This is a genomic window from Sulfurihydrogenibium sp. YO3AOP1 (genome assembly GCF_000020325.1).
Lineage (GTDB): Bacteria > Aquificota > Aquificia > Aquificales > Hydrogenothermaceae > Sulfurihydrogenibium.
The window spans coordinates 1,136,784-1,161,366 of the sequence record NC_010730.1; the positions used below are offsets into that span (position 1 = coordinate 1,136,784).

The following is a 24,583-nucleotide window of genomic DNA, read 5'->3' on the forward strand; positions in this document are numbered from 1 at the left end:
TGGAGGTTTAAAATAAAAATGAACTTTGAAGAAGCAGATAAATATTTATTTCCAAATTATGCAAGACTTCCTTACTCTTTTGTAAAAGGTGAAGGATGTTATTTGCATGACGAAAATGGTAAAAAATATCTTGATATGCTTTCAGGTATTGCGGTAAATCAGCTTGGATATAATCATCCAAAATTGACTGAAAGTATCTGCAGACAAGCAAAAGAAATAATTCATATATCAAACCTTTTTTACATTAAGCCACAGTATGAAGTGGCAAAAATTTTGGTTGAAAACTCCTGCGGTGATAAAGTTTTTTTCTGTAATTCAGGAGCTGAAGCAAACGAAGCACTGATAAAACTCATTAGAAGATACTTTTACGATAAAAAAGAAAACAGATATGAGATAATCACTTTTGAAGGAAGCTTTCACGGAAGAACCTTAGCAACGATTACAGCAACAGCTCAGCCAAAATACCAAGAAGGATTCCAGCCATTACCAGAAGGGTTTAAATATGCAAAGTTTAACGATATAGACTCTGTAAAACAATTAATAAACGATAAAACAGCAGCAGTATTAATAGAACTTGTTCAAGGAGAAGGTGGCGTAAATCCGGCAGATAAAAAGTTTATAAAAGAGCTTTACTCTATATGCAGAGAAAATGGAATATTATTTACAGTAGATGAGGTCCAAACAGGAATAGGAAGGACAGGAAAGCTTTTTGCATACCAGCATTACGATATAGAACCGGATATAATATCATTAGCTAAAGGTCTTGGCGGAGGCGTTCCTATAGGTGCCGTCATTGCAAAAGACGAAATAGCAAAATCATTTGTTCCAGGTACCCATGCATCAACCTTTGGCGGAAACTATTTAGCAACAGCTGCTGCTAAGGTTGTGTTAGAAGAGATATTATCTGATGGATTTTTGGATAAAGTTATTAAAAATGGAGAATATTTAAAAGAGGGATTAAAAACTTTTGGCTATCCGGTAAAAGGGTTAGGTCTTATGATAGGCATGGATTTACCGGAAGAAATTTCAGCAAAAGAGATAATGAAAAAAGCATTAGAAAATGGATTGATAATTGGAACAGCAGGAAAAAATACACTAAGATTTGTTCCACCATTGATAATTCGAAAAGATGACATAGATTTAGCAGTAAATATTTTAGAAAAAGTTTTGGGGGAGAAGTAAGTGGAAATAACACAAGCCGCCATCGTAGATTTTCTTAAAAATCAAAAAAAACCTGTCTATCTTAAACAAATTTTAAAAGCCTTTAATTTAGACAAAAAAGAAGATAAAAAATTAGTCAGAAGACTGCTTAGAAAACTTCAAAAAAATAAAATTGTTCTTTATAAAAACGGTGGTTATATCTTAAAAAGAGAAATTCAAGAAAAAGAAAATCTTATAAAAGGAAAAGTAGAAGCACACGAAAGCGGTTTTGGATTTTTAATCAGAGAAGATGGAGAACCAGACCTTTTTATTCCACCTATTGAAATGAAGTATTTATTTGATGGAGATATTGTTTTAGCAGAAGAGAAGATTTACAGAGGAAAAAAAGAGGCAAAAATTGTAAAAGTCTTAGAAAGAAGAGTAAAAACAGCGGTCGGAAAATTAAAGCAAGAAGGTAATAGATATTTTGTTTATCTGCTTGACTTTGTAATACCGCATAAAATATACGTTGATAAAAAAGAAGCAAAAAAATATGAACTTGATAACTACGTAGTAGTTGAAATTTTAAGATATCCAGAGCCAAAAGTAGAAGCAAAAGGAAGAATAATAAAAGACCTTGGAAAAGTCAAAAACACCCAAACTGTCGCAGAAATAGTAGCAAGAAAGTATGACTTACCACTTACCCACTCTCCGGAGGCCTTAAAAGAAGCAGAAAAACTTCCTTCTGTTGTAAAAATTACAAAAAATAGAAAAGACCTAACAAAACAGATATGTTTTACCATAGACCCGGAAAGTGCAAGAGACCATGACGACGCAGTAGCGATAGAAAAAGAAGGAGACAAATATAGACTATATGTTCACATTGCTGATGTCTCCCACTACGTTAAAGAAGGTTCTGTCATAGATAAAGAAGCATTCCAAAGAGGAAATACCTACTACCTTCCGGAAAGAGCGCTTCATATGCTACCGGAAAGGCTTGCAAGCCAGCTTTGTAGTTTAAAACCTCGCGAAAAAAGGTATGCATTCACATGCGAGATGCTTATAGACAAAAAAGGGAACGTGGTTGAGTATGATATATATGAAAGCGTTATAGAAAGCAAAGCAAAGCTTACATACGACCAAGCACTTGGAATAATCCTTGGACAGCCAGAGCTTGAAAAAGCCTTTCCATACTTAGTCAAGCCACTTAAACATATGAAAGAGCTTGCAGAAATTTTAATGAAAGCCAAAGAAAAAAGAGGAAGTATAGACTTTGACATGCCGGAGTCTCAAATACTGTTTGACCAATACGGTAATCCTTATGATGTTGTACCTTACGAAAGACATTTAGCCAACAGAATCATAGAAGAGTTTATGATAATAGCAAACGAAACAGTCGCTAAACATATGGAAAAAAACGGATATCCATTTATCTATAGGGTTCATGAAAAACCAAAATTAGAAAAAGTTATGGCATTTGTAGATTTAATAGCAGGTCTTGGCTACAAAGTAGAGTATCCAAAAAAAGATGTAGACTCTAAATTTATTCAAAAAATTATAGAAATGGCAGTAGGAACTCCGGAAGAGTCATTGGTTAGATTCTTGGCTCTGAGAACGATGAAGCAGGCAAGATACTCACCAGAAAATATAGGACACTTTGGCCTTGCTTCAGAATGTTATACTCATTTTACATCTCCGATACGAAGATATGCTGACGTGTGGGTTCATAGACTTCTTAAAAAAGCAATCAAAAAGAAATTTACAAAGAAAGATATGGAAGAATTGCCTAAGAAGTTAGATATAATTGCAAAACAATGCTCAGAAAGAGAAAGGGTAGCAGATGATGCAGAAAGAGATGCCTTAGACATCTTAAAATTAAGAATTCTCAAAGATAAAGTTGGAGAAAAGTTTGAAGGTATCATTACAGGCGTTATGGCTGTTGGTTTATTTATAGAAATAGAAAGATATATAATTGAAGGTTTAGTTCCGATAGACTCTCTGCCCGGTAAATTCAAATACGATGAAAAAAACCATCAACTTATAGGCGATAAGATGAAGTTTAGACTTGGGGATAAAGTTTTAGTTGAAATTGTAAAAGTTGATGAAGATACTAAAAGGATAGATTTAAAGTTGGTGGAAAAGTTATAGTTAAGAAGGTGGTGGTGAGATACAAGAAGTTAAATAATTCTATTTTCTCACTTTCTTAATTCTTTGATAGTGAGACTGCTTGCAAAAATTTGCATCCTCATTCTACAGCCGGCGAAGAATTTCCTGTTTTTCTTTTTAATCAAAAAATCAAAAGATGAGATCCTTTGGCCTTCGTCCTCAGATGACACGGAAAAGTAAGCTTACAAAAATTTTGGAACATTTTTTTGCTATTTGATTTATTTGCAGTTTGATTATATATTATTGTTTTGAGAAATTGGCAAAATTTTTAAAATTGAATATGCGTTTTTTCGGTATTATAGCCTTAGAAAAAATAAGGCTTGATATCAAGCGGCAAAAATAAAAGACTTATTATATCATTTTGTTTTCTTTACGAATTACAGACGATGCTTCAAATGTTATCATTTCGTAGCTAAGCAAAAATTCTGCCGAGAGATCATTTTGTTAAATCTTGGCATTGAATTTCTTACACTAAAAGTTTATATTATTGTTTAGCAAAAGAAAACTTGGAGGTTTTATTAAAAAATGAAGAAAATATTTATTTCACTACTTCTACCAATTATATTTTTATTTTACTCATGCAACAAACAATCTGAGCCAAAATTTACAATTGACCCAAATCCTGTGATTAAGCAGGCTATGGAAAATAAGAAAAATCTTATAGTAATCTTTGAATCAGAAACATGTCAGTATTGTGATAAATTAAACAGAGAAGTTTTAAAAGATATGGAAGTCAAGCAAAGCTTAATAAAAAACAATGTGGAGATAGCTATCGTTAACGTTGACGGTAAAAGAAAAGTCTTAGACCCGGAAGGAAAAAAAGAAGTTGACGAGCAAACATTAGCGGGAATTTATAGAGTGACAGGATATCCGACAATAGCGGTATTTTTACCGGATAAAAATTATGAGCTTTACGGAGTAATTCCAGGATTTATTCCAAAAGATTATTTCATAATGCTTGCAGATTTTATTGGTTCAAAGTGTTATCAAAAAATTGATAACTTCCAAAAGTATGTAGAAAATGGAGGAAAATGTTGATCCCACAAATATATATTGGAGAAAATTGGTTTGCTTTAGATGAAGTTTTTAAAAGCTATTCCAATCCTGAATGTGGCGGAGTAGATATATTTATCGGGGTTGCAAGGTCGGCGCCCGAGGATGGAGATGTAAAAGAACTTCATTACGAAGCTTATATTTCAATGGCTGAAAAAGTTATAAAAGAAATCATAGAAGAGGCTAAAGAAAAGTTTAAAATACATCATGCAGTAGTACATCATAGAACAGGTGTTGTTTCGGTCGGCGTTCCATCATTTTTGGTAGTTGTATGGGCAGGACATAGACAGGAGGCTTTTAGTGGATGTAGGTATATTGTTGATAACGTTAAAGCTAGAGCTCCAATTTGGAAAAAAGAAGTGTTCAATACAGGACAATCTCAATGGAAGGAACAATAAATAAATGAAAGTGGCAGTTATAGGTGCAGGATTAGCCGGTTCAGAAGCAGCATATAAAATAGCCCAAGCAGGATATAAAGTAGACCTTTATGAAATGCGACCAGAAAAACAAACTCCAGCACATAAAACCCCCTACTTTGCTGAAATCGTATGTAGCAACTCTTTTGGTAGTGAATCTTTAACATCCGGAGCAGGTTTATTAAAAAAAGAGATGGAAGTTTTAGGCTCTATTATTTTAGATGTTGCAAAAGAATTTAAAGTTCCCGCCGGTCAGGCATTTGCAGTGGATAGAGAAAAATTCTCTAAAAAATTGACAGAAATTTTAGAAAACCATCCAAACATAAATGTAATAAGACAGGAAGTTAAAACCTTGCCGGATGCAGATATAATCGTAATTGCAACCGGACCCCTTACATCAGAAGAGTTTTCTAAGGAGATTCAAAAAATTACAGGAAGTGAGTATTTATACTTCTACGATGCAATAGCTCCTGTAGTTGATGCTTCAACGGTTGATTTTTCAAAAGGATTTTGGGCTGATAGGTACGGAAAAGGAACAGGAGATTATTTTAACTGTGTATTATCTGAACAAGAGTATGAAATTTTTTATCAAGAGCTTTTAAAAGGTGAACAAGTACCATTAAAAGATTTTGAAAGAGCTGTATATTTTGAAGGTTGTCTTCCAATAGAGGAAATAGCACGAAGGGGAAAAGAAACCCTTTTATATGGTCCAATGAAACCTGTTGGATTGATAGACCCAAAAACAGGTAAAAGGCCTTATGCAGTGGTTCAACTAAGAAAGGAAAACATAGAAGGAACTCTCCTTTCTTTAGTAGGTTTTCAAACAAAGCTAAAATATCCAGAGCAAAAGAGAATTTTTAGCTTAATACCTGCATTAAAAGATGCTGAATTTGTTAAACTTGGTTCTATTCACAGAAATACATTTATCCAATCTCAAAAATTGTTAAAACCAACTCTACAGCTTAGAAAAAAACCTAACATATTGTTTGCCGGGCAGATTACAGGAGTAGAAGGATATATGGCATCCGCTGCAACTGGCATTATTGCTGGTATAAATGTAGCAAGAATGTTGGAAGGTAAAGAGCCAGTAGTTCCACCAAAAACCACAATGATAGGTGGGCTTATAAACTACATAACAACAGCAAAAAATGAACTTCAACCAATGGGTCCAAACTATGCACTTCTTCCGGAGCTTGAAGAAAAGATAAAAGGAAAGGAAGAAAGAAAGTTAAAAAAAGCAGAAATTGCACTGAAAGACATAAAAGAATGGACAAAAGAGATAGAATCGGCTGTTTTTATCTAACCTAAGTTGCTACGTGCAAGTAATCGCGACATTGTAGTTGGTCGAGTGGTTAAGCAAGGATGCTCTATTTTACCTTCCTCGTCATCCTGAGGATTTTAGTCCGAATGATCTCCTCTTTTAAAAAGGTGAGAAAGTGAGCAAGTGAACAAGTGAGAGGTAAAAGGACGGAGATTCTTCAATTCGTTCAGAATGATGATCAAAAGAATTAATTTTTAGATTTGGTTAAAATTTTAAAGCACTCTCACTAAAAATTTGATTTAAATAAGGTTCTTGTCATATCACACTTCACATATAGCCTTTCACTTTTATTCACTTCATCACTACCATCAATACAGCTGCTTTTCCGTTTTATCTAAATATTTATAAATAAATCAAATCTAACCCTACTTTACTTAATACTTCTCCTTTATCTTTTCTTGCTACTACAATATTTTCAAGTCTTACGCCACCAAGCCCGGGAATATAAATCCCTGGTTCTATCGTAAAAACTGTATTCTCTTGAAGAATCCCTTTGTTATCTTTATATATTCTTGGTTCTTCATGAATGTCTATTCCTACTCCATGACCTGTTGAATGAGTAAAATATTCACCATATCCGTATTTTTCTATAACTTTTCTTGCTGCTAAATCTATTTCTTTTATAGGAATTCCGGCTTTTACAACAGATAAAGCTTTTAAATGAGCTTCTTTTACAATGTTGTAAATTTTTTCAAACTTTGGATTTGATTTTCCTAAGAAAATAGTTCTTGTAAAGTCGCTACAATATCCTTTATATTTCATTCCCATATCTATAAGCAGTGGTGCATTATTTTTTATCTTGTGGCTAGATGTTTCCCAGTGGGGTATGGCAGAATGTTTACCTGATGCAACTATAGCCGGAAAGCTTTCTCCTGTCCCGCCTTCTTCAAAAATATAGTTTACAATTTTTTGTCTTATAGAGCTCTCAGGTTTTCCTATTAAACTTGGAATATCTTCTAAAACTCTTTTGTATACTCTGTCTGTCTTTCTAACGGCTTGAGTAATAATCTTTATTTCTTCTTCAGATTTGACCATTCTAAATTCATTTAAAAATCCTTCAAAGCCAATAAAATTCATACTTATATCTTTTGTAAGTTTTTCATAAAAAGATAAAGTTATTTTATCTTTCTCAAATCCAACATTTTTAAGATTTAAACTCTCTAAAATCTCTTTTAAATGGTTTAAACCTTTTTTATTTCCTTCTCCAAGCTTGATAACATTAAAGTCTTTAAGTTTTTCTTTAGCATTATCATAATATCTTGAATCTGTAATAAAGTATTTACCTTTGTCGGTTAAAATTACAAAAGCATTTGATGAACTAAACTTTGACAGATAAAAAACATTAGAGTACGAAGAAAATAAAAATCCATCTAAATTTTCTCTTTTGATTTTCTCAAAAATTTTTTCAAACATTTATACTAACTCTCTAATTTTTTCTTCAACTTCTTCAATGTTTGTAGCTAAGCAACTACCTTTAATAATTGCTTTAACTTATCAACTTCTTCAACTTTATTTATTATATCTACAAATTTAGAGCCGTTATCACCGAATTTAGTTTCTATCAGCTCTATTAAACTTTCTTTGATTCCTTCTTTTATCTCCTCTTTTATCCCCTCAATTTTACCTTCCATTTTCCATTTTCCTGTTAAAGTCATCATTTCTTTTTCACCTCCAAAGGCTTCTTTGAGTATCTGTTCTATCTTTTCTGTATCTTCTTTTACTGATACTATATAATCGAGAATAAGATATATACATTCTGCATCTTTATATAAGGCTAATCTTTTAAAAATTATATCCAAATTTTCTTCGTTTTCAAAAATATATTTCATGGTCAAAAGGCTCAAAACGGTACAATAGTCTTCATAAGATATCAGCTTTCCATCATCAACTTTGCTTAAGTCTATAAGTGTATAGTTAAGGTTTGATGTAAGCTCTTCTAATGTCTTATCTAAATTTTCGGGCAGTTTTGTTGGAATATTCCACCTTTCTTTTCCATGGTATAAAACAATGTTAATGATAGGTGGATATTTTTTATTTTCTTTTAAAGATTCTTCCCATAAAACAGCTTCATAGTATTTCAGCTGTATTGGTAAGTTTAAGTCTACATATGATTTGTGTTCAAAAACCAATCTCAATAAAATATCATGATTTTTAATCTTAAAAGAGTAAAGTAAATCAAGCATAAATTTTTTTCTTTTTCTTTGAAAGCTTTTCAATATTGACAAGTTTTAGGCTATCTATTTCAATCTTTTTAGATAATTTTGGCAGAAAAATATCAAGAAGGGTTTTTACACTTTTTGAATTTGAAAAAACAATCTTAAAAAACCAATCATGTGGCTGTAAATCTTCTTTTTTCATACTAACAGTTAAATAACATTGCCTGTTTCAGCTGGTCTGCCTTCTCTTTGCCAGCTAATTTTTTTACTATTTTGAAAGCAAAGCATGCAGCTGTTCCTGGTCCCCTTGATGTCAATACATTTGAATCTTCAACGACTGTATCTTCTAAGTAATTAACATTTCCAAGTTTTTCTTTATAAGTTGGATATGATGTGGCTTTTTTTCCTTCAAGAACTCCTGCATTTGCAAGAACGTATGGAGCTGCACAAATTGCACCTGTAAGCTTCCCTTTGTTGTAAAAATCTTGTATTAACTTTTTAACCCTCTCGTCTGCATTAAGGTTATCTGTTCCTGGCTGACCACCGGGTAAGACAATCATATCAAAATCTTCAGCTTTTATAGTATCTATGGTAGTATCCGGCAAAACTTTTACACCTCTTGCACTTGTAATTGGTCCTTCATGAAGTCCTGCTATTACAGTTTCTATCCCAGCTCTTCTTAAAATATCTATAATACTCATTGCCTCTATTTCTTCAAAACCGTCCGCTAAAGGTACTACTACTCTTGCCATGTTTCCACCTCTCCTATTCAAGATATTTCTACTTCTGTAAAAATTTCATCTAACACTGGATAAATTCCTGTAAAGCATGCTGTGCAGTAGCCTTTAGATTTTGCAGCCTCTACCATTCCTTCTAATGAAAGATAATGAAGACTATCTGCACCTATGAATTTTCTTATTTCTTCTACGGTCATCTGAGATGCTAAGAGCTCTTCTTTTGTCGGTGTATCTATACCGTAATAACAAGGACTAATTACAGGCGGTGAGCTTATAAGCATGTGAACTTCCTTAGCACCGGCTTTTCTGAGCATGTTTACTATTTTTTTGCTTGTCGTTCCTCTAACGATTGAATCATCTACAACGATAACTCTTTTTCCTTCTATTGCCTCTCTAACTGGATTTAGTTTTAATCTTACTGATAAATCTCTGATTTCTTGAAGTGGCTGTATAAAAGTTCTACCAACATAATGATTTCTTATAAGACCAATTTCAAATGGAATTTTACTTTCCTCACTGTATCCCATTGCTGCAAGTAAACCAGAATCTAAAACAGGAATTACACAATCTGCATCCATTGGATACTCTCTTGCAAGCCTTCTTCCCATCTCTTTTCTAATTTCATACACCCAATCTCTAAAAATTTTGCTATCTGGTCTTGCAAAGTATACAAACTCAAAGATACATTTTTTTGGATTTTCTGTATGTTCAAACGGATAGTATGACCTTATTCCAGCATCGTCTATGACAAGTACCTCACCCGGATTTATATCTCTTAAATATTCAGCATCTACAATATCAAATGCACAGCTTTCTGATGCGACAAAATAACTTCCAAACCTATTTTTTCCGAGAGCTAATGGTCTAAATCCGTATGGGTCCCTTATGGCTATAAGTTGTTTTTCTCTTAAAATTAGCAGAGAATATGCACCTTTTACCTTTCTCATTGCTTCAAAAACATGTGGCAAAAAGTCTTCATCATTTTTATGAAGGTTTATATGTGGTGGAGCGGGTTGTTTAGACCTTGCTATAAGATGTATAAATACTTCTGTGTCTGATGTAGACCTAAAAATTGCACCTTCTATTTCAAGTTCATGCCTTAATCTCAATGCATTGACAAGATTTCCATTATGGGCGATTGCAAAACTTCCACCGTAAAAGTGAGCAAAGAAAGGTTGAATATTTTTTGGATTAGAACCGCCAGCTGTTGAATACCTTACATGACCTATTGCCAAATCTCCTTTTAACTCTTTAAGGTCTTCTTCCTTTATTGCTACATTAACAAGACCTTGTCCAAGTTTTAGATTTATGTCATAACCGTCAGATACAGCTATCCCGGCAGATTCCTGTCCTCTATGCTGCAAAGCATGTAATCCTAAATATGTAAGCTCGGCAGCAGATTTATTATTATAAACTCCAAAAACACCACACATATTAAATCACCTCTTTAAAAAATATACCTCATTTTAAATTATACAATAAAAGAGAATGGACTACAAATTAAGGTATAAATTTAATTAAATAATTTTCAAGAATTCCTGCCAAGAAACCAAAAAAATAACCAACTAATACATCCAGTGGGAAGTGTGCTCCCATATAGACCCTTCCATAACCAATTATTAAAGCTATAATCAAAAGAATTAAAGATAAATATATATTTCCATAAAATAAAGAGACAGTAAAAATTGTAAAAACGTAGCCACTATCAGCAGACGGAAAGCTCTTTAAAGATACAGGTTCAAGAAGGTTTACATTTTCAAGTAAAGCTGAAGGTCGTTTATGTCTAAATGAATACTTTAAAGTCGGCATAATTATTCCTGTTATTAGTAAACTTACTATCAAATGTTTTAGAAAGCTAAAATCTTTTAAAAAGGTATAAAAAATCATAATATAGACAGGAGTTGAGTAAGATTTTCCCATGTAAAAGAAATACTTGTAAAACTTATCAAGAAAGCTATTTCTTCTTGAATTTATAAAATAAAATAATTTGACATTCCATTTAATGCTAACTTCCCAATCATTCCTCACTGACAACCTCAAAAAAGTTAGTTATTACAACGGGTCTAAATCCAAAGTAAAGATTAAAAATTCTAAAATCATACTCATAAACTTCTAAATGATAAATGCCTCCTTCTTTAAGTTTATAAGAAAAATGTTTTTTATCTGTTATGAAAACTTTTTTACCATCTTTAAATAAGATTTTAACTCTCTTGCTTTTATCAAAGGAAAAGTAAATTTTACCATCTTTACAAACTCTCTCGCCGAGAATTTTAATACCTTCCTTGTCTATGGCAAATATATCAACAAAATTTTGATTTATGCTTAAATAAAGATTGCCATCTGAAAGAGACTTTAAAACATCTTCTTTTGAATTTAAAGGTTCTTTTGAGTAAACTTTATTGATAAGCCATTTAAAGCCTGACTTGTAAGAAGGAATTAATACCCCGTGGGTTTTTTCTTGGTAAACAACTTTTACATGCAAATCCAAACCACCAATAATGTTTAATCCTTTTGCTCTTGTAAAATAAAGTTCTCTCCATTTATCAATAGGAATAAGACAGTTCCATTTGTGAATCAAATTTCTTGAAATTGGCAGGATTAACAGGTTTTTTATAAGACAGATGCCTGTAAAAAATTTGTTCCATACGATAATATCTTTTATGTCAATAAATTCATACAGATAGCCTTTTCTAAACTCTCCTTTCCATCTGTAGTGGTCAAAATCAAAGTTATGTGGGTGAGATATTACGGGTAGCTGATTTCCAAGAAGCAGTAATCTACCATCTGGTGTGTTTTTTTCTATACCCGCAAATACTTTACCATCTTCAAAATATTTGTAATCAAGATTATCATGGTCTGTGATGAAAACATAATCAATATTATTAATTTCCATAGCTTTCTTTATGTCTGATGGTTTGCCAAGTGAATCAAATGAAAACTGCGTATGAACATGGACTATAACGTTGTATGTATATAGATTATGAGAAGGTATAGCCTCTTCTTTTGTTTCATCTAATTTTAATACTTTAAATGGTCTAAACTCTAAGTATAGAATAAGCAAAATAAGAATGATTAAAAATTCTATCGTTTAAAACTCCTTTACTCAAAAAGTGGTTTTAATATTTTAGCAAATCGGAAATATAAATCATTACAGGTTTGTTAGGATTAAAATTTAGTATCATTTACGATGATTAAAAAAGAGATCCTTCGGACTTACGTCCTCAGGATGACAGCTAAAGGTTGACTGATAAGCATTAAAAGAAGGACAACCTTATTTGTCATTTTGAAGTCATGTGAAAAATCTCATACTTTATGCCGCTACAGTGTCATTCTGAGCGAAGCGAAGAATCTCATACTTTTTTGAATTTCTCATCCGACATATATATAACTTCTTTAAATTTTACTATTGGCTATGCTCATCATATTCTTACTTCTCACTATCAAGCAATGTTAACTAAATCAAATCTTTGACCGTACTTTTCAAATAATATCTGCTTTAAATCTCTATGATTTTCAAGCTCTGGGTCTTTTTTTATCAATTCTTCAGCTTCTTTTGTAGCTAATTCTAAGATTTCTTTATCTCTTGTTAAGTCGGCAATAGAAAAATCGCTTTCGCCGGATTGTCTTGTTCCTGTAATTTCTCCTGTTCCTCTAAGCTCTAAGTCTTTTTCTGCAATCTCAAAACCATCTGTTGTTTTTACAAGAATTTTTAGTCTTTCTAAGGTTTTTAATCTTGATTTTTCTTTTGTACTATCTTTTAGTGGATATTTTAGATTAGCCGGGACTACTAAAAAGCAGTAGCCTTCATACTGACCTCTTCCAATTCTACCTCTTAGCTGATGAATTTGAGAAAGTCCAAATCTATGAGCCTCTTCTATTACCATCACCGTTGCATTTGGAACATCTACACCAACTTCTATAACCGTTGTTGATACAAGAATATGAGCTTTTCCTTCTTTAAACTGTTTCATTATCTCATCTTTTTCTTCTTGGCTCATTTTTCCATGAAGTAGTAAAACTTTTTTATCCGGAAATCTTTCCTGCCAATGTTTATAGCCTTCTTCAGCAGATTTTAGGTCTGATTTTTCAGATTCTTGGATTAATGGATAAACTACAAAAGCTTGTCTTCCTTTGTTAAGCTCTTGTTTTATGATTTCATACATTTTTTCTCTTTCGTCATCAAAAAGCAAGACTGTTTTTACGGGTTTTCTGCCTTTTGGAAGCTGGTCCAATTTAGATATATCTAAGTCTCCGTAGTTTGCCAATGCTAAGGTTCTTGGAATTGGTGTTGCTGTCATCACTAATACATGGGGCATTTTGTCTGAACGTTCGATCAATGCTTTTCTTTGCTCAACTCCAAATCTATGCTGTTCGTCAACCACTGCCAAAGCTAAGTTTTTGAATTTTAGTTTTTCTTCTAGTAATGCATGAGTTCCGATTAAGATTTTTATCTCTCCAAGTTCTACCGCTTTGTATACCTGCTTCTTTTCTGAAGTCTTCATACTTCCTGTTAAAATAGCTATTTCATAATCTTTTAGATAATTTTTGAGAAAGTTTTTAAAATTATGGTAATGTTGCCATGCAAGAATTTCTGTTGGTGCCATTACTGCAGCTTGGTAGCCGTTTAAAGCCACTGCCAAAGATGCAGTCGCTGCTACTACCGTCTTACCACTTCCAACATCTCCTTGAACCATTCTGTTCATCGGGATTTCTTTTTGTATATCCGCTAAAATCTCTTTTATGGTTCTAATCTGAACTTGAGTTAATTCAAAAGGTAGATTTTTTTGAAAATTTGTTAAAAAGTTTGGATCTACACTGATTTTATAGCTTGGGTGTTTCTGTAGTAAATATCTTCTGTATTTTTGGGCAAGCTGTAATAAAAAAAGCTCATCAAAAATTAAACGCTTTTGATGTATATCTTGGAAGTTATTTAATAAATCTATATCAAAGCTATCTTCTGGGAAATGAACATTTTTTATAGCCTTTGAAAGAGGCGGAAAGTTATACTTACTTAATATATCATCAGGCATATAATCTTTAACAGATGAGAATTTTTCTACAATCTTATACATTCCTCTTCTTAGATGGTTCAAAGTCTGTCCTGTCGTTTTTACAGAACTATCTCCTCTTAAAGAGTAAACAGGTGCTATTCTATCTATAATATCTTCTACCGGCTCTAAAATCTCCGGCTGAATGATTGATATATTTTTATTAAAAAAGCTAACTTTTCCAAATATTTTTACTTTTTTACCTTTTCTAAATGCTATAAAAAGATAAGGGCTATCATGGGTGAAAAACGCCGAAAATCTTACATTATCTTGTTTTAAAATGACCTCTACTTTTAACTTTCCTTTGTTGACTTTTTTTATATCCTCAACTTCTGCGATAAATGTTCCTGTTTCTCCGTCTTTGACTTTTAGGATTTTCTTTATTCTTCTGTCTTCATATCTGTTTGGAAGGTTAAAAAGAGCATCTCTTACATTGCAAACTTGGATTTTTTTAAAGGCTTTCTTTTCTGTGGCTAATAAGGATTGGAGTTTTTCAATGCTTAACTTTGTAAGCTGGACTAAATCAAACTTAGCTTCTTCTTGTTTTTGTGTAGTTTGTTTTTCATACTTTGATTTTACTTCTTCTAAAAAGTTTAAAACTATCTTTAAAAATTCTCTTTTTTTATTGACGTTTATGCTATCAATGGATTTTAAGTCTTCTTTTAGTCCGGGAGTAAGAATATCGCCTACGTTTTCAAGTATTGCTTGGGATACTTTTACTCTTTCTAAAAGTTTATCGTTGTAAGATAAAACGGTTCTAATAATTTCAAGTGTTTTGTTGATTTTTTCCATAATCTGCTATAAACTGCTTTAGCTCCTCTACAAATTGATTTGGGTCATGTCCGTAGTTAATGGCTGCAATCTGTAATCTTTCATGGGGTTTGCAAGCACAAACATTGCAGTACATATTTTTAGATTCAAAAAATCTTCTTGTAAATGGATACTTTCTCAATACTTGTTCTACCGTTGTATTTAAATTTATTTCTTTCATGATTTAATCCTCCGTTTTTGTCAGTAGAACTACAACATAACAAGATGCTGCTTCTTGTTTGCCTATGCTGTCTAATTTTTCATTGGTTTTAGCTTTTATAAAAATTCTGTCTTCGCTTATTCCAAGAATTCTGGCTGTGTTTTGTATAATTTGCCTTCTGTAAGGTAAAAGCTTAGGTTTTTCTATTATTATAACGCCATCTATGTTTGAGATTTTATATTTTTTATCATCTACTATTTTTTTAGCATAAAAGAGAAAGTATTCACTTGGTTTGTTTTTATATTCTGGGTTTGAGTCTGGGAATAGTTCTCCAATATCTGCGTATCCTACAGCTCCAAGAAGTGCATCGGTTAAAGCATGAAAGAAGATATCACCATCAGAATGAGCTAAAAAACCTTTTTCAGATGGTATTTCCACACCACCAATGATTAACTTTTTACCACTTTCTAATTTATGAATATCGTATCCGATACCAACTCTTACTTCCAATTTAACTTTTCCCTCAAAATATCAAAGTAATTTTTATATGGAGTTCTTACGATATGCGCATAATATGGAGATTGTTTTACAACAATCTCATCACCATAAAAAATTTGAGTACCTTCTTGCCCGTCTAAGGTTAGCCATGCGTCTTTTTCTTTAGAAATCATTTTAATGGTGATTGGTTCTAAGGTTGGCAAAATTATAGGTCTGTCTGTTAGAGTATGGGGACAGATAGGAACTAAAACAAATACTTCCATCATTGGATACACAATCGGACCACCTGCTGATAAAGCGTAGGCGGTAGAACCGTTTGGTGTTGATACGATAACTCCATCTCCGTTGTAAGTAGTTATATATCTATCTCCAACATAAACTGAAACATCAACAATTCTTGCAAGAACTGCTTTATTGATAACTACATCATTTAATACATCAGCTTCTAATATTTTATTTCCTTCTCTAAAAAGACTTACTCTTAACATCATACGCTTTGATATACAAAGTGGCTTAGATAGTATGGTTTCAAGCTCTTTAAAAGCATCATCTTTACTAATTTCTGTTAAAAATCCAAGTCTTCCAAGATTGATTCCGATTATTGGAATTTGAAATTTTGCAACTCTTCTTGCAGTTATCAATAAAGAACCATCCCCACCAACAACAACTAATAAATCTATGCCTTTTAAATTTTCTTCTTTTTCAAGGTCTGATAAATTTTCAAAAATATTGCTTTCTATGTTTTTACTTTCAAACCATGCTTTTAATTCTTTTGAAAACTCCTTAGCTTCTTCTGATTGCTTTGTAAATATATCAACTTTTTTATAAAACGGTAAGATTGCCATATCTCTCCTTGATTTAGCGTTATATAGTTTTTATTAAGTTAATGCTACTTGATATTTTTTACATGCTTACAATCATCTTAAAGAAATATTTTATCAAAAAAATGGTTTTGCAAGAGATTGTATGGATTAATGCTTAAAAATAACAAAAGGTAATTACTCAAAATAATCCACCTATACTATAATAGTATAGGAGGTAAAACATAAATTTAGTAGAATTACTACAAATAGCATCGTCGGAAGAAAAAGCAGAGGAATTTTTAAGAGAAAAAGGCATACTTAAAACGTTTGATAGTTGTCCTTTCTGTCATGCCAAAAACATTGGTAGAATTAGAAGAAACTTCTACAAATGCTATAAATGTAAAAAAGAATGGAGTGTTAGAAAAGACAGTATCCTTGAAGATTTAAAAATTCCATTTTCTAAATTTATATTGGCTGTAAAACTATTCATTCTTGAAGCCGCTGCTCATAAAGCACATAAAGAGCTTGATTTAGCTTATAATACTACACACAAAATCTACACAAAACTTAGACAGTGTATATTCAAATTTGTCTCAAAAGATGACCAGCTTTTATCAGGAGAAGTAGAAATGGATGAAAGCTAAGACTTGTCAATAATTTTGTGTCTGGATTGAAAACTTTTTATTAAACAATTGTAGAATATCATAAGAAGTTCCTTTAAAAGCAGGCATAGGTTTTTTCCATTTTCTATTCTTTAAATTATCTCTTTGTATAAGCAGATTTATCTCAAGTATATCCACAGATTGAAAATATCCACCTAAATTTATTCTTACTTTCTCTATCGTACTATTAACACTTTCCACTGTATTTTTTGCTACATAAGTCATCTAATTTTTCTAATCCATCTTCATAATCTAAGCTGTTTTCTTTTATGTTTTTTAATTCTTTGTTAAATACTTGTGAATCTTCTTTATCCATCTGATTTCTAACGTTTCTTTGTAAATGGGCTAAACATAGCTGATGGTCTGTATAAGGAAATAGTGTTTCTATGGCTTTTGTTATCCCAGGAAAATCATCACTTACTATAAGCATTACTCTTTTTAGTCCTCTATCTATTAAATCATTGAATACTTTTATCCAGTCTGCTTTGTTTTCACAGTGGTATACGTCTATATACAGTACAAATACATCTAATGAAAGCTCTCTTGTTTTGAAGACACTCAAGTCTTTCTATAAGTTGTTTTTTGATTGCATCCATATGTTGTTTTTAAGTAGTTTAAACCTAAGCTTTTTAATGTAGAATCTATTTTACTTTCTGAGTATCCATTGGATACTAAACTCACAAGAAGGTCTATATAATCTTCGTTAACTCTTTTGTAAGGGTCAGGTAGTATTTGTGGTCTAATCTTTTTTTGGTTTGCTATACCGTCTGGAAAAAATTCTTTTACTAATTCCACTGTGGATCTGTTTAATACTTTTTCAAAGTATTCTTTTTTTATCCATTATTATTCCTCCTTTAAATTTTATTTAGACACAACATTATTTTAACTCCCGAAACAAAAGTTAAAAGAGAAATTAAAACAAGAGAAAAACATTTATTAACAAAGTCCAATAAAAAAAAGAATTAAAAGAAATAGAAAAAAGTATAAAAAACATCCAAAGCCTTCAAAGTGAGCCAAGTTTCTGCGAGATAGCCGATGGAAGGAAATCCAAACAGAATAAAAAGACTTGCAAGTTTTGAAGGTAGCCCTTGTCTTTCCTATCCTTGGAAAGTCTTTTGTAAGAGACTATTCCTCCCTGAAGTCATTAATGATTTCAGGGACGTGGGATAGGATGACAAGAAGGTTAGCCCCGTTTCAGGCTGGTGGGGCGTTCCTACGATAAAGTAGGGTTTTACAAGCAGTTTGATCATAGTTGATGACAGGATTTTTTGATATAATTTAAACGGAAAAAGTTAATCGTAGGAGTATGTATAATGATAATGAGATATTTTACAGTAAAAGAGGCTAATGCTATATTACCTCAAATAAAAGTTTTAGTTGAAGAAATTATAGAAAAAAGAGAAGAGATTTATAGTTTAGTTGGTAAATATGAAGAATTAAAAGAGTTATCAGAAAAAAGCGACTTAGAAGAGCTTGAATATATATATGCAAAAAGCAAAATTCAAATTTTAGATGATGAAATTAAAGAGCTTGTTGATACTATTCAAAATTTTGGAGTAATGGTAAAAGGTGTTGATCCCGTTTTAATTGATTTTCCGGCAAAAAACGGAGAGGAAGAGATACTTCTTTGCTGGAAGGAAGATGAAGATGAAATAATGTATTGGCATGGCTTGTATGAGGGATTTAGAGGAAGAAAGCCAATATCAATGTTAAAACCGGATAAAAGAAGCCCGTTTAATTTTGGACTTTGAAAGTAAAGAGTGTTTCTATAGTGAATGGTACGTAGAGAGTATTCTAAATTTTTTTTTTCTTAAGCTATAGAATGTATACATATATCGGGGTGAGAAATTCAATAAAAGTTTGAGATTCTTCGCTTCGCTCAGAATGACATCTAAGGTTATTCCTGATGCTTACCATTGAACCTTTTCCTGTCACCCTGAGGACTTTAGTCCGAAGGATCTCCTCCTTTCAAAGAACGCGAGAAAGTGAGTAAGTGAATAAGTGAGAGGCAAAAGACAGAGATTCTTCACCATCTGCAGAATGACGATTAAAAAGCTAATTAATTCTTAGACTTAGTTAAAATTTGGAATACCTCACGGTGCTTATAACTTAAAATAGCCTTTTCCCTATCACTATCACAAAAAACACGATAGAATAAAGTATAACTATCGTTGAGCCGGATGGAAGGTTAAAATAAAATGAAAGAATTATTCCGGCACTTACAATTATTAGACTAAATATAATAGAAAGAGTAATAATCTTTTTATAATGCCATGTAAGTTGAGAAGAGACAGCAGCTGGCAAGATTATCATCGCAGCTGATAAAATAGACCCTACAAGCTTTATAGATAAAACAGTTGCTATTGCTATCAACGTTATCACGCTGTAGTATAAAAAGTTTGTATTAACTGCGCCAATATAAGCAAGGTCTTCATCAAAACAGCAGTAAAGAATTTCGTCAAAGTATTTAAGTAAAAATCCAATGGTAAAAACTGTAAAGATAGAAATGTAAATTAAATCTTCTTTTGTGATTGTTAAGATATTTCCAAACAAAAATGCAAATAAATCAGAATTATAATTATTAGAAAAGGAGATTAAAACTACACCAAAAGCCATTGAAAAAGAAAGCAAAATTCCTATTGTCAAATCTTCATGAATTTTTCCTTTTTTGCTAATGTATCCTATCAACACACCCACCAAAACAGCAAAAATACTACCTGTTAATGTTGGATTGATTCCGGCAAAAAAGCCAATTGCAAGCCCACCAAATGCAGCATGAGAAATACCAACATTTATAAACGACCATTTTTTAACATAGATAAAAAATGACAAAACAGAAAGTAAAACACTTACCAGTAGACCACCAATAAACGCATTAAGCATAAATGGAACTGTGAAAATATCTAAAAAACTCAATGTCGTATCTCCAACATCTTGGGATTAAAATGTTGACAGGTCAAACACTCATCAGAATGAATTAGCAGACTAACATCTGCTGAATATAGTTTTTGCAGATTTTCTTTTGTTAAAAAGTCTTTAGCAGAACCAAAGTAGTGAAGCCTCTTATTTAAGCCGGCTATTTTATGTGAAAAGCTTACAACTGCACCTATATCATGGCTTACCATTATGATGGTCATCTTTCTTTCTTGATTTAAACGTTTTATAAATTCATAAAAACTTTCTTGAGCCACTACATCAACTCCTGTGGACGGTTCATCAAGTATCAAAATTTTTGGGTCTGATACTAACGACCGAGCTATCATGATTCTCTGCTGTTGACCACCGGATAACCGTCCGAAAATTTTATTTTCAAACCCTTTCATACCAACGTATTCAATGTATCTTAAAGCTAAATCTAATTTCTCCTTTTTTGATAGATTCTTACCAATTAAACCAAACAAAACAACATCCAAAGCACTAACCGGAAAATCTAATTCTTGTTTACTTTTTTGTGGCACATATCCAATCATATGATTTTTTATTGCATAGTAAGGATCTTTACCATCTATTAAAACTGTTCCAGAAGTTGGTTTTAATAATCCAAGTAAGACTTTGATTAATGTAGTTTTTCCACCACCGTTTGGTCCAACTATAGAAACAATCTCTCCTTGATTTACTTCAATGTTAATATCTTCAAGAATGACGCTATCTTCTATTTTTACGGTAAGGTTTTTAATCTCTATAAAGCTCATATCTTAACTACAATCTTTCCAAAAAACTGTCTGCTTAGCAATTTTTCATAAGCTTTTTGAATATCTTCTAATTCAAATACAGAGTCAATGACTGGTCTGATTTTATTTGGAATGAGTTTTAAGACATGTGAGAACTCGCCTTTTGTTCCCATGTATACACCGTGTATGGTTAGATTTTTTCCAAATACATATCTTAAATTTATGTTGACTTCAGCTCCTGTTGTTGAACCAAAGGTTATAACATTTCCACCTTTTTTAGCACAGGATAGAGACTTATTAAATGTTTCAGCTCCTATATGGTCTATAACCACATCACAAAGATTGTTACTTGTAATTTCTTTAACCTTTTCTACAAAATCTTCATTTTTATAGTTAATCACATAATCAGCACCAAGATTTTTGCATTTTTCTACCTTCCAATCATCACCAACGGTTGTGATAACAGTAGCACCAAATAATTTTGCAAGTTGTATTCCAGCCGTTCCTACACCACTTGCCCCACCATGAATTAAGACTATATCACCGGCTTTTATTTTTGTTCTTGTGATTAAAGAATGCCACATCGTAATGTATGTAATTGGTAAACATGAAGCTTCTTCAAAAGAGAAATCATCCGGAATTTTAAAAACATTTACAGCCGGAACTTTTACATACTCAGCAGAAACACCATCTTCTAATACCCCTAAAGGTCTAAACTGATTACATTCATTGTCTCTTCCGGATAAACATTTTTCACAGTATCCACAAGAAAGACCGGAGAAAATAACGACCCTATCACCTTCTTTTACATTCTTAACATTTTTACCAGTTTTTGCTACTATACCCGCACCATCAGATGCAAAGATATGCGGCAGAGGAATAGGCATAGGATACTTACCTTCCATAACCCAAACATCTAAATGGTTTAAAGAAAACGCTTTTATATTGACTAAAACTTCATCATCGTTTATCTCCGGTATAGGAAAATCTCCAATTTTGATTGCTTTATACCCTTCTAATTTGTCATAGTAAGCAGCTTTCATTTAATTCCTCCTATTTATTCCTTAATTTTTAAATTTTCTTATTTAGTAAACTGCCTGAAGATTTTTTTGATTCACCTTCTGATGAGTATGTAGTAGCAGATTGAAAAACAGCTTGAAAAATTTCTTCTATTAAATTTAAATTAGAAGATGCTATTGTTTGATTGATAGCTGTAAGTTCTTTAATTTTATTTATTTTTTCTTTTAATGTTGGGGATAGATTTTCAAAATCTTTTACTTCAAAATTCGCAAGCTCTGATAGTAAAGACTGCTTTTCTTCAACGATTTTCATTATTTCTTCAGGTGCTTTGTCATCATTAATAGCGTTTATTAAAAGCTTATTTTCTTTTTCAAGCAAGTTTATTAAATTTTCTAAGATTTTTTCTATTTTATCCATTTTTGGCACCTGTATAATAAAATCAAATTGTGTTATAATCATTCTAACATAAGAAACGGAGAAAGATAACAGAATGCAGAAAAAGGGTGCGAAGAAATCTATTGAAAAAGCTTTAGATTTATTAGAAGCTTTGAAGGAAAAAGACAATTTAGGCGTTACTGAACTTAGTAATATTCTTGGATTAAATAAAAATAACGTTTTTAGACTCCTTGCAACTTTAGAAGTAAAAGGTTTAATAGAGCAAGACCCAGAAACAGGACATTACAGACTTGGAGTAAAAACTTTACTTTTAGAATATTCATTTATAAAAAATTTAACAATTTTAAACCAGGCAAAACAGTTTGTTAAACAGCTAAGGAATAAAACAAATGAAACAGTTTACTTGTCATTGATGCATCAAAATGATATTGTCTATTTTTACTCTAAGGATAGTAAATCTTCTGTTTTAGTCAATTCAAGAATTGCTAAAAGATATCCTGCTATTGAAACTGCACCGGGTAGAGCTATTTTAAGGGCAAAAAAAGAGCTTGGTGATATTTTTGAGTATGATTTCGAAGGCTTAGAGCCGGAGGTATCAGAGATAGCCACAGTTATAAGAGATGAAAGTGATTATCCAGTTGCCGCACTTTCTATAGTTGCACCAATTTCAAGACTTAATAAATCAAATTATGGCGGACTGTTTAAACATGAATTACTACAAACAGCAAAAGAAATAACAAATTTGTATAAAATAGATTTGCCTTAAAAAATGCTTTATATTGTTTTATCAGTTATATCTGGTTTAACTTTAGCAATATCCTTGCCAAATTATTATATTCCATTTGCTTTTTTGGTTGGCTATGGACTTTTGTTTTATTTGATAGAAAAAAATGATACCAAAAGACTAATTCTATACTCGTTTATCGCAGGACTTGTTTTTTCTGGAATTTCTTTTTACTGGATAATATACGCCATTCATTATTACGGAAAGATTAATTTATACCTTTCTTCCGGACTGTTCTTATTATTTATCACTGCTTACAGCTTATATGCTTTTGTTCTTTTTTCTATCTTGTTAAAACTGTTTTATAAAAGATACAATTACAAAGGCTTTTTTATATCACCATTTCTAATAGTACTTTTAGAAGTAGTCCGGGAGTATTTTCCATTTACAGGCTTTCCTTGGAATTTAAACGGATACATGCTTTCATACATAAATCAAATTGCACAAATATCGTCACTTTTTAGCATCTATGGACTTTCTTTTTTAGTATTGTATTTTTCTGTTTCTTTCTACATGATGTTTTCAAATCAACATTTTAGATGGATCATATTAAATTTACTAAATATAGCATTATTCATTTCTATATTTCATTGGGGGCAAAGCAGAATTGAAAGCTATGCTGACAAAGGAGAGTCTTATAAAGTATCAATCTTACAAGGTAATATAGACGAGACGCTAAAGATTGAAAGAAATACAGAAAATGACATGGTCGTTTTAAATAAATATATATATTTATTTGAAAAAGCAAAAAAAGACAACCCAGATTTAGTCATTCTTCCAGAATCTGCGCTACCTTTCTTTCCATTTATTGACAATGATAAAAAAGAGTATTTTTTTAAAGAGTTTGAAAAAATTAGGATTCCATTTCTTTCTGGTTTTGATAACGTGATTCTTAATAAAAACTTAGAGATAGAAAAAGTTTACAATTCATTATTCTTAGTAGATGAAAACGGAAAGTATGTAGATTATTATTCAAAGATAAAGATAGTACCCTTTGCTGAATATTCACCAATCAGATTTAAATTTCTTGAAGAGATTTTTGAGTATATGAAAGGAATTGATTTTTCTCCGGGCGAGGGTCAAAAATTGCTTACTTTTCAAAAGAATAATAAAAAACCAATGAAGATAGTATCTCTCATTTGCTTTGAGTCTATCTTTCCTGAATATGTTTCAAGTTTTGTAAATAAAGGTGGGAATGTAATTGTAAATATTACAAATGACGGATGGTTTGGAAAGACTTCTGCCCCTTACCAGCATTTTGAAATGGCAAGAATTAGGGCTATTGAAAATAATGTTTATCTTATTAGAGCTGCTAACACCGGTATTAGTGCGGTAATAAATCCTGTTGGAAAGATAAAAAGTAAGTTAAACCTAAACACTGAAGGTGTGCTTACTGATTATGTTTATCTTACAGATGGTAGGTCTTTTTTCAATCAAAATAGGATTTTTATTTTAATTGGATATATGGTTTTGTTTGGCTTAGTTTTAGGATTGTTAGAGTTTTATAAGGCAAGAAGTGAAAAATAAGAAGTTAATATTTTTAGCTTATATTAATTATCAAAATGCCTTGGCGAGAAATTAGTGATTTTTATAGAATTTAAAATTAAGATCCTTCGGACTTACGTCCTCAGGATGACAACAAAAGGTTGAATGATAAGCATTAAAGGAAGGATAACCTTAGATGTCATTCTGTAGCCAAGCGAAAAATCTCCTACTTTTATTAAATTCTTCACCCGACATAT

The 24,583-nt window shown here is 31.8% G+C and carries 27 protein-coding genes; 9 read left to right on the forward strand and 18 right to left on the reverse strand.

The window, feature by feature from the left end:
* The first annotated feature begins 18 nt into the window (after positions 1-18).
* From SYO3AOP1_RS05665 to trmFO, 5 genes are all read left to right on the forward strand, one after another.
* A complete protein-coding gene (locus SYO3AOP1_RS05665; protein WP_012459777.1) occupies positions 19-1,182 on the forward strand; it encodes an aspartate aminotransferase family protein in 1,164 nt (387 codons plus the stop codon).
* Positions 1,183-3,288: a ribonuclease R gene (rnr, locus tag SYO3AOP1_RS05670; RefSeq protein ID WP_012459778.1), complete on the forward strand. Its 2,106-nt coding sequence runs from the start codon at positions 1,183-1,185 to the stop codon at positions 3,286-3,288.
* A gap of 543 nt (positions 3,289-3,831) precedes the next feature.
* Complete coding sequence (locus tag SYO3AOP1_RS05675) at positions 3,832-4,344, forward strand: thioredoxin fold domain-containing protein (protein ID WP_012459779.1); 513 nt, start codon at positions 3,832-3,834, stop codon at positions 4,342-4,344.
* Positions 4,341-4,757, forward strand: coding sequence for a molybdenum cofactor biosynthesis protein MoaE (locus tag SYO3AOP1_RS05680; protein WP_012459780.1), 417 nt, complete (start codon positions 4,341-4,343; stop codon positions 4,755-4,757). Before SYO3AOP1_RS05675 ends, SYO3AOP1_RS05680 begins: the two co-directional genes overlap by 4 nt.
* A gap of 4 nt (positions 4,758-4,761) precedes the next feature.
* Positions 4,762-6,078, forward strand: coding sequence for an FADH(2)-oxidizing methylenetetrahydrofolate--tRNA-(uracil(54)-C(5))-methyltransferase TrmFO (gene trmFO, locus SYO3AOP1_RS05685; RefSeq protein WP_012459781.1), 1,317 nt, complete (start codon positions 4,762-4,764; stop codon positions 6,076-6,078).
* A 360-nt stretch (positions 6,079-6,438) separates the two neighbouring features.
* Here trmFO and SYO3AOP1_RS05690 read toward each other — a convergent pair whose 3' ends face one another.
* From SYO3AOP1_RS05690 to SYO3AOP1_RS05735, 11 genes are all read right to left on the reverse strand, one after another.
* Positions 6,439-7,509 carry a Xaa-Pro peptidase family protein gene (locus tag SYO3AOP1_RS05690; RefSeq protein WP_012459782.1) on the reverse strand — a complete coding sequence of 357 codons (1,071 nt, stop codon included), beginning with the start codon at positions 7,507-7,509 and terminating at the stop codon, positions 6,439-6,441.
* A 47-nt stretch (positions 7,510-7,556) separates the two neighbouring features.
* On the reverse strand, positions 7,557-8,279 hold the full coding sequence (locus tag SYO3AOP1_RS05695) for an Rpn family recombination-promoting nuclease/putative transposase (RefSeq protein WP_281340543.1): 723 nt from the start codon (positions 8,277-8,279) through the stop codon (positions 7,557-7,559).
* A complete protein-coding gene (locus tag SYO3AOP1_RS09715; protein ID WP_281340544.1) occupies positions 8,272-8,454 on the reverse strand; it encodes an Rpn family recombination-promoting nuclease/putative transposase in 183 nt (60 codons plus the stop codon). The genes SYO3AOP1_RS05695 and SYO3AOP1_RS09715 overlap by 8 nt, the downstream gene beginning before the upstream one ends.
* Position 8,455: 1 nt before the next feature.
* Positions 8,456-9,004, reverse strand: a complete 549-nt coding sequence (locus SYO3AOP1_RS05700; RefSeq protein ID WP_012459783.1) for a DJ-1 family glyoxalase III — start codon at positions 9,002-9,004, stop codon at positions 8,456-8,458.
* A 17-nt stretch (positions 9,005-9,021) separates the two neighbouring features.
* Positions 9,022-10,422: an amidophosphoribosyltransferase gene (purF, locus tag SYO3AOP1_RS05705; RefSeq protein WP_012459784.1), complete on the reverse strand. Its 1,401-nt coding sequence runs from the start codon at positions 10,420-10,422 to the stop codon at positions 9,022-9,024.
* Positions 10,423-10,489: 67 nt separating this feature from the next.
* Positions 10,490-11,017: a phosphatase PAP2 family protein gene (locus tag SYO3AOP1_RS05710; RefSeq protein WP_012459785.1), complete on the reverse strand. Its 528-nt coding sequence runs from the start codon at positions 11,015-11,017 to the stop codon at positions 10,490-10,492.
* On the reverse strand, positions 11,007-12,050 hold the full coding sequence (locus SYO3AOP1_RS05715) for a PHP domain-containing protein (RefSeq protein WP_012459786.1): 1,044 nt from the start codon (positions 12,048-12,050) through the stop codon (positions 11,007-11,009). The genes SYO3AOP1_RS05710 and SYO3AOP1_RS05715 overlap by 11 nt, the downstream gene beginning before the upstream one ends.
* 379 nt (positions 12,051-12,429) lie before the next feature.
* Complete coding sequence (recG, locus tag SYO3AOP1_RS05720; protein ID WP_012459787.1) at positions 12,430-14,829, reverse strand: ATP-dependent DNA helicase RecG; 2,400 nt, start codon at positions 14,827-14,829, stop codon at positions 12,430-12,432.
* Positions 14,804-15,028: a hypothetical protein gene (locus SYO3AOP1_RS05725; protein WP_012459788.1), complete on the reverse strand. Its 225-nt coding sequence runs from the start codon at positions 15,026-15,028 to the stop codon at positions 14,804-14,806. The genes recG and SYO3AOP1_RS05725 overlap by 26 nt, the downstream gene beginning before the upstream one ends.
* A gap of 3 nt (positions 15,029-15,031) precedes the next feature.
* Complete coding sequence (gene ispF / locus SYO3AOP1_RS05730) at positions 15,032-15,517, reverse strand: 2-C-methyl-D-erythritol 2,4-cyclodiphosphate synthase (RefSeq protein ID WP_012459789.1); 486 nt, start codon at positions 15,515-15,517, stop codon at positions 15,032-15,034.
* Positions 15,508-16,350: an NAD(+)/NADH kinase gene (locus SYO3AOP1_RS05735; protein WP_012459790.1), complete on the reverse strand. Its 843-nt coding sequence runs from the start codon at positions 16,348-16,350 to the stop codon at positions 15,508-15,510. The genes ispF and SYO3AOP1_RS05735 overlap by 10 nt, the downstream gene beginning before the upstream one ends.
* Positions 16,351-16,778: 428 nt before the next feature.
* Here SYO3AOP1_RS05735 and SYO3AOP1_RS09720 point away from each other — a divergent pair, with 428 nt between their 5' ends.
* Positions 16,779-16,952, forward strand: coding sequence for a hypothetical protein (locus SYO3AOP1_RS09720; RefSeq protein WP_281340546.1), 174 nt, complete (start codon positions 16,779-16,781; stop codon positions 16,950-16,952).
* A gap of 6 nt (positions 16,953-16,958) precedes the next feature.
* Here SYO3AOP1_RS09720 and SYO3AOP1_RS09725 read toward each other — a convergent pair whose 3' ends face one another.
* The 3 genes from SYO3AOP1_RS09725 to SYO3AOP1_RS09735 are packed head-to-tail and all read right to left on the reverse strand — an operon-like array spanning position 16,959 to position 17,765.
* On the reverse strand, positions 16,959-17,171 hold the full coding sequence (locus SYO3AOP1_RS09725; RefSeq protein ID WP_281340548.1) for a hypothetical protein: 213 nt from the start codon (positions 17,169-17,171) through the stop codon (positions 16,959-16,961).
* Complete coding sequence (locus SYO3AOP1_RS09730; RefSeq protein WP_281340549.1) at positions 17,158-17,532, reverse strand: transposase; 375 nt, start codon at positions 17,530-17,532, stop codon at positions 17,158-17,160. The genes SYO3AOP1_RS09725 and SYO3AOP1_RS09730 overlap by 14 nt, the downstream gene beginning before the upstream one ends.
* Complete coding sequence (locus tag SYO3AOP1_RS09735) at positions 17,529-17,765, reverse strand: hypothetical protein (RefSeq protein WP_083766933.1); 237 nt, start codon at positions 17,763-17,765, stop codon at positions 17,529-17,531. The genes SYO3AOP1_RS09730 and SYO3AOP1_RS09735 overlap by 4 nt, the downstream gene beginning before the upstream one ends.
* A 518-nt stretch (positions 17,766-18,283) precedes the next feature.
* Between SYO3AOP1_RS09735 and SYO3AOP1_RS05750 the strand changes: the two genes are divergently transcribed.
* Positions 18,284-18,721, forward strand: a complete 438-nt coding sequence (locus SYO3AOP1_RS05750) for a DUF2203 domain-containing protein (protein WP_083766934.1) — start codon at positions 18,284-18,286, stop codon at positions 18,719-18,721.
* Between the two features lie 358 nt (positions 18,722-19,079).
* On the opposite strand, the gene SYO3AOP1_RS05755 is transcribed toward SYO3AOP1_RS05750, so the two are convergent.
* From SYO3AOP1_RS05755 to SYO3AOP1_RS05770, 4 genes are read right to left on the reverse strand one after another with little or no spacing between them, the layout of a single operon-like run.
* On the reverse strand, positions 19,080-19,886 hold the full coding sequence (locus SYO3AOP1_RS05755; RefSeq protein ID WP_012459792.1) for a metal ABC transporter permease: 807 nt from the start codon (positions 19,884-19,886) through the stop codon (positions 19,080-19,082).
* Entirely contained in the window at positions 19,883-20,662 is a 780-nt protein-coding gene (locus tag SYO3AOP1_RS05760) for a metal ABC transporter ATP-binding protein (RefSeq protein ID WP_012459793.1), read from the reverse strand. The genes SYO3AOP1_RS05755 and SYO3AOP1_RS05760 overlap by 4 nt, the downstream gene beginning before the upstream one ends.
* The gene (locus SYO3AOP1_RS05765; protein ID WP_012459794.1) at positions 20,659-21,684 is read right to left on the reverse strand and encodes a zinc-binding dehydrogenase; all 1,026 of its coding nucleotides are present in this window, start codon (positions 21,682-21,684) and stop codon (positions 20,659-20,661) included. Before SYO3AOP1_RS05765 ends, SYO3AOP1_RS05760 begins: the two co-directional genes overlap by 4 nt.
* A 28-nt stretch (positions 21,685-21,712) precedes the next feature.
* Complete coding sequence (locus tag SYO3AOP1_RS05770) at positions 21,713-22,078, reverse strand: hypothetical protein (protein WP_012459795.1); 366 nt, start codon at positions 22,076-22,078, stop codon at positions 21,713-21,715.
* Between the two features lie 73 nt (positions 22,079-22,151).
* On the opposite strand from SYO3AOP1_RS05770, the gene SYO3AOP1_RS05775 reads away from it, so the two are divergent.
* Positions 22,152-22,823: an IclR family transcriptional regulator gene (locus tag SYO3AOP1_RS05775; RefSeq protein WP_012459796.1), complete on the forward strand. Its 672-nt coding sequence runs from the start codon at positions 22,152-22,154 to the stop codon at positions 22,821-22,823.
* 3 nt (positions 22,824-22,826) lie between these two features.
* Positions 22,827-24,368: an apolipoprotein N-acyltransferase gene (gene lnt / locus SYO3AOP1_RS05780; RefSeq protein WP_012459797.1), complete on the forward strand. Its 1,542-nt coding sequence runs from the start codon at positions 22,827-22,829 to the stop codon at positions 24,366-24,368.
* Positions 24,369-24,583: the final 215 nt, after the last annotated feature.

What these genes read in the sequence shown, in the direction of transcription:
- trmFO (WP_012459781.1), top strand. Translation starts at nt 4,762, where the DNA reads ATGAAAGTGGCAGTTATAGGTGCAGGATTAGCCGGTTCAGAAGCAGCA.
- SYO3AOP1_RS05675 (WP_012459779.1), top strand. Translation starts at nt 3,832, where the DNA reads ATGAAGAAAATATTTATTTCACTACTTCTACCAATTATATTTTTATTT.
- SYO3AOP1_RS05700 (WP_012459783.1), bottom strand. Translation starts at nt 9,004, where the DNA reads ATGGCAAGAGTAGTAGTACCTTTAGCGGACGGTTTTGAAGAAATAGAG.
- SYO3AOP1_RS05725 (WP_012459788.1), bottom strand. Translation starts at nt 15,028, where the DNA reads ATGAAAGAAATAAATTTAAATACAACGGTAGAACAAGTATTGAGAAAG.
- purF (WP_012459784.1), bottom strand. Translation starts at nt 10,422, where the DNA reads ATGTGTGGTGTTTTTGGAGTTTATAATAATAAATCTGCTGCCGAGCTT.
- SYO3AOP1_RS05665 (WP_012459777.1), top strand. Translation starts at nt 19, where the DNA reads ATGAACTTTGAAGAAGCAGATAAATATTTATTTCCAAATTATGCAAGA.
- SYO3AOP1_RS05690 (WP_012459782.1), bottom strand. Translation starts at nt 7,509, where the DNA reads ATGTTTGAAAAAATTTTTGAGAAAATCAAAAGAGAAAATTTAGATGGA.
- SYO3AOP1_RS05750 (WP_083766934.1), top strand. Translation starts at nt 18,284, where the DNA reads ATGATAATGAGATATTTTACAGTAAAAGAGGCTAATGCTATATTACCT.
- SYO3AOP1_RS05735 (WP_012459790.1), bottom strand. Translation starts at nt 16,350, where the DNA reads ATGGCAATCTTACCGTTTTATAAAAAAGTTGATATATTTACAAAGCAA.
- SYO3AOP1_RS05765 (WP_012459794.1), bottom strand. Translation starts at nt 21,684, where the DNA reads ATGAAAGCTGCTTACTATGACAAATTAGAAGGGTATAAAGCAATCAAA.
- recG (WP_012459787.1), bottom strand. Translation starts at nt 14,829, where the DNA reads ATGGAAAAAATCAACAAAACACTTGAAATTATTAGAACCGTTTTATCT.
- SYO3AOP1_RS05695 (WP_281340543.1), bottom strand. Translation starts at nt 8,279, where the DNA reads ATGCTTGATTTACTTTACTCTTTTAAGATTAAAAATCATGATATTTTA.
- lnt (WP_012459797.1), top strand. Translation starts at nt 22,827, where the DNA reads ATGCTTTATATTGTTTTATCAGTTATATCTGGTTTAACTTTAGCAATA.
- SYO3AOP1_RS05770 (WP_012459795.1), bottom strand. Translation starts at nt 22,078, where the DNA reads ATGGATAAAATAGAAAAAATCTTAGAAAATTTAATAAACTTGCTTGAA.
- SYO3AOP1_RS05760 (WP_012459793.1), bottom strand. Translation starts at nt 20,662, where the DNA reads ATGAGCTTTATAGAGATTAAAAACCTTACCGTAAAAATAGAAGATAGC.
- SYO3AOP1_RS09715 (WP_281340544.1), bottom strand. Translation starts at nt 8,454, where the DNA reads ATGAAAAAAGAAGATTTACAGCCACATGATTGGTTTTTTAAGATTGTT.
- SYO3AOP1_RS05775 (WP_012459796.1), top strand. Translation starts at nt 22,152, where the DNA reads ATGCAGAAAAAGGGTGCGAAGAAATCTATTGAAAAAGCTTTAGATTTA.